Here is a 12,214-nt window from a genome sequence, read left to right on the forward strand (position 1 = left end):
GATGTGGGGGTGGTGGTGCCGATTGGTCGGCCGGTGGCGAATACGCGGGTGTATGTGCTGGATGGGGCGTTGAATCCGGTTCCGGTGGGGGTGGCTGGGGAGTTGTACATCGCTGGTGGTGGGTTGGCGCGTGGGTATTTGGGGCGGGCGGGGTTGACGGGGGAGCGGTTCGTGGCTGATCCGTTCTCGGCGGGTGGGGGGCGGTTGTATCGCACGGGGGATGTGGTGCGGTGGAACGCCGATGGTCAGGTGGAGTATTTGGGCCGGGCTGATGAGCAGGTCAAGGTGCGGGGTTTCCGGATCGAGTTGGGTGAGGTGCAGGCTGTGGTGGCCGCTCATCCGGGGGTGGGTCAGGCGGTGGTGGTGGCTCGGGAGGATGTTCCGGGTGACAAGCGGTTGGTCGCCTATGTGGTGCCGGCCGATCCGGATCCGTATCTGGCCGAGTCGGTACGGTCGTACACGATGGATCGGTTGCCGTCCTATATGGTGCCGTCGGCGATCGTCACGCTGGATGGTCTGCCGCTGAACGCCAACGGCAAACTCGACCGCAAAGCCCTCCCCGCCCCCGACTACACCGGACGAACAGGACGAGGCCCGGCCGACCTACGCGAAGAGATCCTCTGCGGCGTGTTCGCGCAGGTGCTGGGCCTGCCTGAGGTGGGCGTGGACGACGACTTCTTCGCCCTGGGCGGCCACTCGCTGCTGGCGGTGCGGCTGGTCAGCCGGGTCCGATCGGTCCTGGGTGTCGAGGTGCCGCTGCGGGCGCTGTTCGAGGCCCCGACGGTGGCCGGACTGGCCGCCGGCCTGGACGAGGCGGGCACGGCGCGCATCTCGCTGACGGCGGCGGAACGGCCGGACCGGGTGCCGCTGTCGTTCGCCCAGCGGCGGCTGTGGTTCATCAGCCAGCTCGAAGGGCCCAGCGCCACCTACAACGTGCCGATCGTGCTGCGGCTCGGCGGCGGGGTGGAGGTCGAGGCTCTGGGTCTGGCGCTGCGGGACGTGGTCGGCCGGCACGAGGTGCTGCGGACGGTCTTCCCCGTCGCCGACACCGAACCCCACCAGCGCGTCGTTCCCCTCGACGAGCTCGGCTGGACCATGTCGACCGCCGAAGTGCCCCCGTCGGACCTGGACCACGCGGTCGCCCAGGCCATGGAGCACACCTTCGACCTCACCACGGAAGCACCCATCCGCGCCTGGCTGTTCCAGGCCGGGCCGGACGAGCGGGTGCTGGTCGTGGTGATCCACCACATCGCCGGCGACGGCTGGTCGAGGGCGCCGCTGGCCCGCGACTTCTCGCTGGCGTACGCGGCCCGCTGCGAAGGCCGGGCCCCGGTGTGGGAGCCGCTCCCGGTCCAGTACGCCGACTACGCGCTCTGGCAACGCGAACTCCTGGGCGACGAGACGGATCCCGGCAGCCTGGTCACCCGCCAGCTCGCGTACTGGCGGGACGCCCTGGCCGGTGCCCCGGAGGAGCTGGCGCTGCCGTTCGACCGGCCACGCCCCAACGTGGCCTCCCATCGGGGGCACAGCGTGCCGCTGCTGGTCCCGGCCGAGGTGCACGCGCGGCTGGTGGAGGTGGCGCGGGCCGAGGGCGTCACGATGTTCATGGTGTTGCAGGCCGCGCTGGCGGTGCTGCTGTCGCGGCTCGGCGCGGGCACCGACGTCCCGATCGGCTCCGCGAACGCCGGCCGTACGGATGCGGCGCTCGAAGACCTGATCGGCTGCTTCGTCAACACCCTCGTCGTACGCGTGGACCTCTCCCACGACCCCCTGTTCACCGATCTGCTCGCCCGGGTCAGGGAACGCGGCCTGTCGGCGTTCGCGCACCAGGACGTGCCGTTCGAGCGGCTGGTGGAGGAGCTGGCCCCGTCGCGGTCGATGGCCCGGCATCCGCTGTTCCAGGTGGTCCTGACCAAGGGCGACACCGTGGACGCGGTCCTGGACCTGCCCGTCGTTCGGCCCGGCGCCGCGTCGGCGGGTGAGCGGGCGGCCAAGTTCGACCTCGACGTGATGGTGAGCGAGGCGTTCGACGGGCAAGGTGCGCCTGCGGGGGTGCGCGGTTCGGTGACGGTGGCGACCGATCTGTTCGACCCGGAGTGGGCCGATCGGATCACCCGCTACTGGGTCCGCGTCCTGGACACCGTGAGCACCGACCCGCGGACCCGGCTCAGCGAGGTCGATCTGCTCGGGGAGACCGAGCGGCGTCGGGTGCTGGAGTCGTGGAACGACACCGCGTCGGGTGATGCCGGCGCGCCGGTGGTGGAGCTGTTCGAGGCTCAGGTGGTGCTTCGGCCTGACGAGGTCGCGGTGGTCGCGCCGGACGGTCAGGAGGTCTCCTACGCGGACTTGGACGAGCGGGCCAACCGGCTGGCGCATGTTCTGGCTTCGGAGGGTGTGGGCGTCGAGTCGGTGGTCGGGGTGTGTCTGGATCGCGGAGTGGATCTTCTGGTGGCGTTACTGGCGGTGTGGAAGGCCGGGGCCGCCTACGTGCCGATCGATCCGCGTCAGCCGGTGGAGCGGATCGCCTACATGCTCACCGACAGCCGTGCGGTGCTGACCGTCACGAGTGAGGAGATCGCCGAGGAGCTTCCGGCCGGGCGGAACAGGCAACTGATCCTCGACGACACCTTCACGACCCTGCGCCTGTCGGCGGCCCCCACGGCCCGGCCGGAGCGGGTCATCAACGGCGCTCAGACGGCTTACGTCATCTACACCTCCGGTTCGACCGGGCGGCCGAAGGGTGTGCTGGTGACTCAGGGGGCGCTGGCGAACTATGTGGCTTCGGTGCCGGGCCGGCTTGGCATGTCCGGCGGCCGGTATGCGCTGGTCCAGGGCCAGGCGACGGACCTTGGGAACACGGTGGTGTTCGCCGGCCTGGCCACGGGTGGGCAACTCCACATCGTCGGCGAGGAGGCGGCCACCGACCCGGCGGCGCTGAGCGCGCTGCTGGCCCAGCGGCGCATCGACTTCGTCAAGATGGTCCCCTCGCACCTGGCGGCGCTGGGCGTGTCCGCCGAGTTGTTGCCCGGCAGGTCGCTGGTGCTGGGTGGGGAGGCCGCCGCGCCGGGCTGGGTGGATGAGTTGCTGGCGGTGGCCGGGCAGCGTGGTTGTGCGGTGTTCAACCACTACGGTCCGACCGAGGCGACGATCGGTGTGGCGACCACCCGCCTGCGTGGGGGACAGGTCCCGGTGGGGTCGCCGGTGGCCAACACGAGCCTGTACATCCTGGACGAACACTTGACACCCGTCCCGCCGGGCGTCACCGGAGAGCTGTACATCGCCGGAGCGCAGCTCGCACGCGGCTACCTCGGGCGTGCCGGGTTGACGGCGGAGCGGTTCGTGGCCTGCCCCTTCGGCGGCGGGCGCATGTACCGCACGGGTGACCGGGCTCGCTGGACCGGCGACGGCCAGGTGCTCTTCGCGGGCCGGGTGGACGACCAGGTCAAGATCCGCGGCTTCCGGGTGGAGCCCGGCGAGGTCAGCGCCGTGCTGGCGACCTGTCCGGGCGTGGAACAGGTCGCCGTGGCGGCCCGCGAAGAGACGCCCGGCGACATGCGCCTCGTCGCCTACCTGGTCGCCGACGACCCCGAGGACGCCCGCGAACTCCCCGCGCTGGCCCGCCGGTTCGCCGCCGACCGCCTCCCCGACCACCTGGTCCCCTCCGCCTGGGTGATGCTGGACGCGCTGCCGCTGACCGGCAACGGCAAACTCGACCGCCACGCCCTCCCCGCCCCCGACTACGCCTCCGCCCAGGCGGCGGGAGGCCGGCAGGCGGCCACGGCGCAGGAGGAGATCCTGTGCCTGGCCTTCGCCGAGGTCCTCGGCCTCGACGGCGTCGGCGTGGACGACGACTTCTTCTCCCTCGGCGGCCACTCCCTGCTCGCCGTCCGCCTGGTCAGCCGCATCCGCGCCCTGCTCGGCATCGAGATCGAGATCCGCGCCCTGTTCGACACCCCCACGGTGGCCGGGCTGGCGGCGGGGCTGAACGCCGCCGGCCAGGCCCGAGCACCCTTGACGGCGGGCGCCCGCCCCGACCACATCCCCCTGTCCTACGGCCAGCGGCGCATGTGGATCATCGCCCAGCTCGAAGGCCCGAGCGCCACCTACAACATCCCCGTCGCGGTACGCCTGTCCGGCCACGTGGACGCCCGGGCCATGGCCGCGGCCTTCCGCGACGTCCTCGACCGTCACGAGGTCCTGCGTACGGTGTTCCCGGCCGCCGACGGCGAGCCGTACCAGCGGATCGTCCCCATCGACGACCTCGGCTGGGAGCTCACCACGACAGAGGTGGCCCCCGGGGACCTGGCGGCGGCGATGGACGAGGCGCGGGCGCACACCTTCGACCTGTCCTCCGAGGCGCCGATCCGGGCCTGGCTGTTCACCACCGGCCCCGAGGAGCACGTGCTCGTCGTGGTGGTCCACCACATCGCCGGGGACGGCTGGTCGTGGGCGCCGCTGGCCCGCGACGTCTCCACCGCCTACGCCGCCCGCCGTGAGGGCGCCGCGCCGCGGTGGGAGCCGCTGCCCGTCCAGTACGCCGACTACGCGCTCTGGCAACGCGACGTGCTGGGCGACGGAGACGACCCCGGCAGCCTGATCTCCAGCCAGGTCGCCTACTGGCGCGAGACGCTGGCCGGTCTGCCCGAGGAGTTGGAGCTGCCGTTCGACCGCTCGCGGCCGGAGGTGGCCGGGCACCTGGGGCGGCGGGTGCCGCTGGAGATCCCGGCCGACGTGCACGCGCGGCTGCGGGAGGTCGCCCGTGCCGAGGGCGTGACCATGTTCATGATGCTGCACGGCGCCCTGGCCGTGCTGCTGTCGCGGCTCGGCGGAGGCACCGACATCCCGGTCGGCTCGGCGCTGGCGGGACGTACCGACGAGGCGCTCGACGACCTGGTGGGCTACTTCGTCAACACCTTCGTGCTGCGCACCGACCTGTCCGGCGACCCCACGTTCCGCGAGGTGCTGGGCCGGGTCAGGGAGGCCGGGCTCGGCGCGTTCGCCCACCCGGACGTGCCGTTCGAGCGCCTGGTCGAGGAGCTGTCCCCGGCCAGGTCGCTGGCCAGGCACCCGCTGTTCCAGGTGATGTTGCTGCTGCAGAACACGGCCGGTGCCGCGCTCGACCTGCCCGGGCTCGACGCCGGGCGGCGGGCCGCGTCCGGGGAGCCGGCGCCGGAGGGCGCGTCGGTGGTGAAGTTCGACCTGGACGTGAGCGTGGGCGAGACGTTCGACGCCGACGGCGCCCCGGCCGGCCTGCGCGGCGCGGTCATCGGCGCGGCGGACCTGTTCGACCACGCATCGGTCGAGCGCATCGCCGAACGCCTGGCACGGGTGCTCGCCGCCCTCGCCGCCGACCCGGGCCTGGCGCTCAGCGCGGTGGACGTGCTCGACGCCGCTGAACGGCGGCGCGTGCTCACCGACTGGAACGACACCGCCGCCCCCGTACCGGACACGACGGTCGTGGAGCTGTTCGAGGCGCAGGCCGCCCGCACACCCGGCGCGACGGCCCTGACCTCCGGCGAGGTGGAGCTCACCTACGCCGAGCTGGACGCCCGCGCCAACCAGGTGGCCAGGCACCTGATCGGCAGGGGCGTCGGGCCCGAGTCGATCGTGGCCGTCGTCTTCGAACGCGGCGTCGACCTGGTGGTGGCGCTCCTCGGCGTGATCAAGGCCGGGGCCGCCTACCTGCCGATCGACCCGGCCTACCCCGCCGCGCGCATCGCGTACGTGATCGCCGACTCCGGCGCGGTGTGCCTGCTGACGGGCCAGGACATGCGCGAACGGCTGCCCGCGTTCGAGATCGGCGACGGCGTGCCCGTCGTCCTGGTCGACGACCCGGCGATACGGGCGGAGGCGGGCACGAGGCCCGAGGTGGCCCTGCGGCCCGAGCACCCGATGTGGGTGATCTACACCTCCGGCTCCACCGGCCGCCCCAAGGGCGTGCTCGTCGAGCACCGCGCCATCGTCAACTTCCTGCGGTCGATGCGGGACATGTTCGCGCCGACGGCGGACGACCGCCTCCTGGCGGTCAGCACCCACGGCTGCGACATGGCCGGCTTCGAGTTCTACGTGCCGCTGGTGAGCGGCGCCCGCGTCGTCCTGGCCGCGCAGGAGCAGGTGCTCGACCCGTGGGCGCTGCGCGCGCTGATCCGCTCCACCGGAGCCACGATGGTCCACGCGACCCCGAGCCTCTGGCGCGGCCTGGTCGCCGACGCCGGCGACGAGGTGGACTGGACGCGCGTCCGCGCGATGATCGGCGCCGAGGCGCTCCCGGCCGACCTGGCGCGCACGCTGCTCGGCAGGACGCCCACCCTGACGAACCTGTACGGCCCGACCGAGACCACGGTCTGGTCCACCGCCAAGGAGCTCGCGGGGGCCGGGGCCGACGTGTCCTCGATCGGCACCCCCGTCGCCAACACCCAGGTCTACGTGCTGGACGACGCCCTGCAGCCCGTCGCGCCCGGAGTGGCGGGCGAGCTGTACATCGCGGGCGACGGCATGGCCCGCGGCTACCTCGGCCGCCCCGGCCTGACGGCTGGACGCTTCGTGGCCTGCCCGTTCGCCGCGTCCGGCACGCGCATGTACCGCACGGGCGACGTGGTGCGCTGGACTCCCGGCGGCGAGCTCCAGTACGTCGGCCGCTCCGACGACCAGGTCAAGATCCGCGGCTTCCGGGTGGAGCTGGGCGAGATCGAGGCGGTCCTGGCGGCGCACCCGCACGTGGCGCAGGCCGTGACGCTGGTGCGGGAGGACACGCCCGGAGACCAGCGGCTGGTGGCCTACGTGGTGCCCGGCGCCGGCGCCGACGACGGGCTCGCCCAGGCCGTACGCGCCGCCGCCCAGGAACGCCTGCCCGGCTACATGGTGCCCGCGGCCGTCGTGGTGATCGACAGGCTGCCGCTGATGCCGAACGGCAAGCTCGACCGCAAGGCGCTTCCGGCCCCCGACGTCACGGTCGAGGAACGTACCGTCCACTGGGACGTCACCTCGATCGCGGCCGGCATGTGCGAGGCGTTCGCCGAGGTCCTCGGCCTGGCAAGCGTCGGCGTGGACGACGACTTCTTCGCCCTCGGCGGCCACTCGCTGCTCGCCGTCCGGCTCGTGGAGCGGCTGCGGCGGCGCGGCGTGACGATCGCGGTCCGTGACCTGTTCGTCGCCCCGACCGTGGCCGAGCTGATGAAGCGGATGACGCTGTCGTCCGTGAGCGACGCGCTCGACGTGCTGCTGCCGATCCGCACCGAAGGCGACCGCCCGCCGTTCTTCTGCATCCACGCCGCCGGCGGCCTGAGCTGGTGCTACATGCCGCTGGCCCGCCACGCCCAGCCCGGCATCCCGCTGTACGGGGTGCAGGCCCGCGGCCTGGACGGCGTTACGGAGTTCGCCGGTTCCGTCCGGGAGATGGCCGCCGACTACGTCGAGCAGATCCGCTCCGTCCAGCCGCACGGCCCGTACCACCTGCTCGGCTGGTCGTACGGCGGCGGCGTCGCGCACGAGATCGCCGTCCAGCTCCGCGCCGCGGGCGAGGAGGTTGCCGCCCTGGTCCTGCTCGACCAGTACCCGTGGCAGCCCGACGAGGAGGCCGCCGACGAGCACGACGACGATCCCGACGCCGTGCTGGAGCGCCAGATGGACATCGTGCGCTGGCAGGCGGGCAACGGCTTCGGCGCGGCCACCGAGGAGGAGATCCGGACGTTCGCCCGCCTCCTGCAGAACCATCGCCGGCTGCGCCGCGGCTTCGAGCACGGGCTGTTCGACGGCGACGTCCTGCTGATCGTCGCCGAGGAGGGCAGGGCGGGGCAGGTGCCCGACCCCGAGCTGTGGCGGCCGTACGTGACGGGCGAGATCGCGCTCGCGAGCATCGCCTGCACCCACTACGAGATCGCCAAGCCCGACACCCTGGCCGAGGTGTGGTCCGCGGTGTCCGGCTGGCTGGGGCTGGACGACTGAGACAGCGAGAGCCCGCCCCCGGCGGCCGGGGGCGGGCTCGGTAAGAAGAAGGGACGCGGCCGGTCAGCCGTGGCGCTTCAGCTCGTGGAAGAAGCCGGGCACCGTCATGAGGTCGCCCGACGCGCTCACCTCGTCGTAGACGTACCTGGCCACGGCGAGGTCGAGCACCCCCAGCCCGAACGGCGAGAACACGACGGGACGGCCGGCCGGGGGAGTGACCCGGCCGTCGAGCACGTCGCAGAGGGTGCCGTCGACGAAGGACCGGCCGCCGCTGAGCTGCTCGGCCAGGTGCGGCGACGTACCCGCCTTCAGGCAGTGCTCGACGTCGTCGAGGATGTTGCAGGACGACAGGATGATCTCCGGCGAGAGGTCGCGCAGCGAGACGTGCAGCACCAGCGGGTTGTGCGCCAGCAGCCCGGGGTCGTGCAGGTGCGGCTCGCCCGCGACCGTGGCCAGCACGACCAGGTCCGACGCGGCGATCAGTGACTCGGCGTCGTCGTGGATCGTGACCCGCTCCTCCCCGGCGCGCGCCAGGTAGCCGCCGAAGCCCTCGGCGTGCCCGCGGTCCAGGTCGAACACGCCCACCTCGTCGAAGGACAGACCGCCCGCGACCAGGTAGGTGTGCACGTAACGGGCGATCAGACCGGTGCCCACGAAGGCGGCGCGGCGCGGGGTCACGCCGCGGGCGGCGGCGAGGGTCGTGGCCGCCAGCGCGGCGGAGGCGGCGGTGCGGGCCGCGCTGATGATCGAGCTCTCCAGGCAGGCCAGCGGATATCCGTTCGCGGTGTCGTTGAGGATCAGCACGGCCGAGGCCCGCGGCAGGCCCGCCGCCACGTTCTCGGGGAACGAGGAGATCCACTTGATGCCGTGAACGTCGACCGGTTCCCCGATCGACGCGGGCAGCGCGATGATGCGGGCCGACGGCCGGTCGGGAAAACGCAGGAAATAGGAGTCCGGATTGACCGTACGGCCTTCGCCGTGCAGCCGGTACGCCGCCTCCACCACGGCCGTGACCTGCTTCTCCTTGCCGTGCAGGACACCGGCGACCTGCTCTCCTGAGACGACGGCGAACGACGGGACCTGAGTCATGGGTGTGCGCTCCAGTGGGATCGGTCGGGCGGGCCGGGAGGGCCGAAGTGCTCGCGCAGCCAGCCCTCCTCGTAGATCGAGTCGAGGTAGCGCTCGCCGAGGTCGGGGGAGACCGCCACCGCGACCGGCTCCTCGCCCGGATACTTCTCCTCCAGCCAGCGCGTGGCGCCGCTCACGACGGTGCCCGTCGAGCCCCCGAACAGGAAACCCCGGGCGGCCAGGTCGTGGCAGGCGCGGATCGTGTCCGTCTCCGGCACGTGCACGACGTCGTCCACCCAGGACTCGTCGACCAGCTCGGGCCGTACGCTCGTGCCCAGCCCCGGCACCATACGGCGCTCCGGGAGGCCGCCGAACGTCACCGAGCCGACGGCGTCGACCGCCACGATCGTCACCGGCGCGCCGCGCTCCTTGAAGTAGCGGGCGCAGCCCATCAGCGTCCCTGTGGTGCCCGCGCCGACGAACAGCACCTCCAGGCCGGGGAAACCGCGCGCGATGGCGGGGGCGGTGTGCCGGTAGTGGGCCCGCCAGTTGCCCGGGTTGGCGTACTGGTTGAGCCATACGTGACGGCTGTCGGAGGCGCACAGGTCACGGACGAACCGGATGCGGCTTTCGAGATAGCCGCCGTTGGGGTCCTGCGCCTCGATCACCATGACCTCGGCGCCCAGCGCGCGCATCAGCCGCCGCGAGGCGGTGTTGCAGCGCGGATCGGTCACGCACAGGAACCGCAGCCCTTTGTCGGCCGCGACCATCGCCAGCGCGATGCCGAGATTGCCCGAAGACGACTCCACCAGCACCGAGTCCGGCCGGATCAGGCCGTCGCGCTCGGCGGCGGCGACCATTTCCGCGGCCGCCTTCAACTTGACCGACCCCGCGAAGTTGAATCCCTCGCATTTCAAATAAAGCGGCGCCCCGGTCACCGTCCGCAGATCTAGGAAAAGGTCTTCGACATTGAACTCTTGCGGAGTTTTGATAACTGGCACTTCGCCGAATCCCCCAGTTGGACGGGAATGGACGCGACAGAAAAGGTCAGGGGGGTCTGAACGAGCGGCCGTACTTTTGTTCCCGGCTCTGCACAACCTTGATCGTCGTAGCTCGGATTACCATACTTGAGGGCATCTCGGACCGGCAAGGCCCGGCTATTCCCCGGCATTTATCGGAGCGTGTAAATGACATTCGCGGACGGACTGCTCGGCCTCGCCGAGCTGCCTCGGCTCCCCATCTCGCCGCCGGAGATCAACCGCGCCCGCGAGCTGGCGATGAGCCGCCCCCACGAGGTGGACCTCGCCGACGCCGTGATCACGCTGGTGGAGCGAACCGCCGCCGCCGGCGACCGCTCCGCGGTCGCGGACGAGCGCCGCCGCCTCACCTACGCCGAGCTCGCCCTGGAGGCGCGCCGCCTGGCCGCCCTGCTGGAACACGAGGGCGCGGGGCCCGGCACGGTCGTCGCCGTGGGCGGCGAACGGAGCGCCGCGGTCGTGGCCGCGTTCCTGGCGATCGAGCTCGTCGGCGCGGTCTACGTGCCGGCCGACGGCACCTGGCCGGCCGCGCGCGTGGCGGAGGTGCTCGCGCGGGCCGGCGCCGTACTGCTGCTGGACACCGGCCACGAGACGGTGACGCCCGCGCTCGCCGAGGGCGCGCGCTCCGCCGGCGTGCGCCTCGTCCGCGTGGCCGAGGCCGGCCGGCACGAGCCGTGGCGGGGCCCGGCCCGGCTCGACGGGCCTGACCAGCCGCGCTACATGCTGTTCACCTCCGGCTCCACCGGCCGGCCGAAGGGCGCGGTGGTCGAGCACCAGGGAATGCTCAACCATCTCCATGCCAAGGTCGTCGACCTGGGCCTGACCGGGAGCGACGTGGTGGCGCAGACCGCGCCGCTCGGGTTCGACATCTCCATCTGGCAGTTGCTCTGCCCGCTCGTCGTCGGCGGCCGGGTCAGCGTCGTCAGCGACGCGACGGCGTACGACTCGGTGGCGTTCGCGCGGCTCGTCCGCCGGGAGGGCGTCACGGTCGTCGAGCTGGTGCCCACGATGGTCCGCCTGCTGCTCGACGACCTGGCCGCCGCCCCCGACACGGGCCCGCTGGACGGCCTGCGGTGGATGCTCGCCACCGGCGAGGAGCTGCCCACCGAGGTGGCGCGCCGCTGGCTGAGCGAGATGCCGCACGCCGGGCTGGTCAACGCCTATGGGCCGACCGAGTGCTCCGACGACGTCACCCACCACACGGTCACGGCCGCCGACCTCGGCCTGCTGCGCCTGCCGATCGGCACCCCGATCGTCAACGCCCGCCTGTACGTCCTGCGCCACCAGGACGACGGCTGGCACGCCTGCGAGCCGGGCGAGACCGGCGAGCTGTTCGTCGGCGGCGTCTGTGTGGGCCGCGGCTACGCCGGCGACCACGACCGCACCCGTGAGGCCTTCTTCGTCGACCCCTTCGAGGCCGCGCCCACCGGGCGCCTCTACCGGACCGGTGACGCGGTGCGGGCCCTGCCGCAGGGCGCGCTCCAGTACCTCGGCCGGGTCGACCGGCAGGTCAAGATCGCGGGCGTACGGATGGAGCTGGGCGAGATCGAGGCCGTCTTCCAGCGGCACCCCAGCGTCGGCGCCGTGGCCGTCGTCGTGCACGACTTCGCCGGCCCGGCCCGGTGAACGCGGAGAGGGCGGACGCCGGCGACCGGCGTCCGCCCTCTCACCCGTGTGTCAGCCCTCGGCCCAGCCGTGGTTCTTGGCGGACTGGAGCAACCCGGCGCGGATCTGCAGGATCTGGTCGCCGGTGAGCGACGGAGCCTCCGTGAGCAGGATCTCCGTGACCTCCCTGACGTACTCGTCGGCGTCGAGCACGTCGCACATGGAGTCGTCGTCCACCGCCGAGCCCAGGCCCACCGCCGGGGGAGCCGTGACGGCCGCCGCGGTGACGCCCTCGGGCAGCCGCACCCGCGACGCCTTCGGCCCTCTGTCGCCCTCTTCGACCTCGAACACGACCGTCAGCCCCGCCCGCACCGCGGACTCCGGCAGCAGCATGTCGTTGACGTGCAGGAACACGTCCTCTCCACCATCATCGGGGGCGATGAACCCGTAACCTCTCGCCCCGTCGAACTTCACCACTCGACCAGAAACCACTACAACCCCCAAACGAATCGGGCCCCTTGCCCGAACACCTCAATGCCGAAGATAGATCTGCCTCCGCG

5 protein-coding genes are annotated in these 12,214 nt (G+C 72.4%); 2 read left to right on the plus strand and 3 right to left on the minus strand.

The features are described from left to right. Positions 1 to 15: 15 nt before the first annotated feature. Positions 16 to 7,944: an amino acid adenylation domain-containing protein gene (locus tag AB0I15_RS46585; protein ID WP_358111981.1), complete on the plus strand. Its 7,929-nt coding sequence runs from the start codon at positions 16 to 18 to the stop codon at positions 7,942 to 7,944. A gap of 63 nt (positions 7,945 to 8,007) precedes the next feature. Here the strand turns inward: AB0I15_RS46585 and sbnB are convergent, their stop codons facing one another. Together sbnB and sbnA are read right to left on the minus strand one after the other, a co-directional pair. Beyond that, entirely contained in the window at positions 8,008 to 9,033 is a 1,026-nt protein-coding gene (gene sbnB, locus AB0I15_RS46590; RefSeq protein WP_358111731.1) for a 2,3-diaminopropionate biosynthesis protein SbnB, read from the minus strand. Beyond that, a complete protein-coding gene (gene sbnA, locus AB0I15_RS46595; RefSeq protein ID WP_358111734.1) occupies positions 9,030 to 10,013 on the minus strand; it encodes a 2,3-diaminopropionate biosynthesis protein SbnA in 984 nt (327 codons plus the stop codon). The genes sbnB and sbnA overlap by 4 nt, the downstream gene beginning before the upstream one ends. 186 nt (positions 10,014 to 10,199) lie before the next feature. Here sbnA and AB0I15_RS46600 point away from each other — a divergent pair, with 186 nt between their 5' ends. Then, a complete protein-coding gene (locus AB0I15_RS46600; protein ID WP_358111737.1) occupies positions 10,200 to 11,675 on the plus strand; it encodes an amino acid adenylation domain-containing protein in 1,476 nt (491 codons plus the stop codon). 51 nt (positions 11,676 to 11,726) lie between these two features. On the opposite strand, the gene AB0I15_RS46605 is transcribed toward AB0I15_RS46600, so the two are convergent. Then, entirely contained in the window at positions 11,727 to 12,128 is a 402-nt protein-coding gene (locus tag AB0I15_RS46605) for a cold shock domain-containing protein (protein WP_358111740.1), read from the minus strand. Positions 12,129 to 12,214 lie beyond the last annotated feature (86 nt).

Origin of the sequence: Nonomuraea sp. NPDC050643 (assembly GCF_040654715.1) — a bacterium.
Taxonomy (GTDB): Bacteria; Actinomycetota; Actinomycetes; order Streptosporangiales; family Streptosporangiaceae; genus Nonomuraea.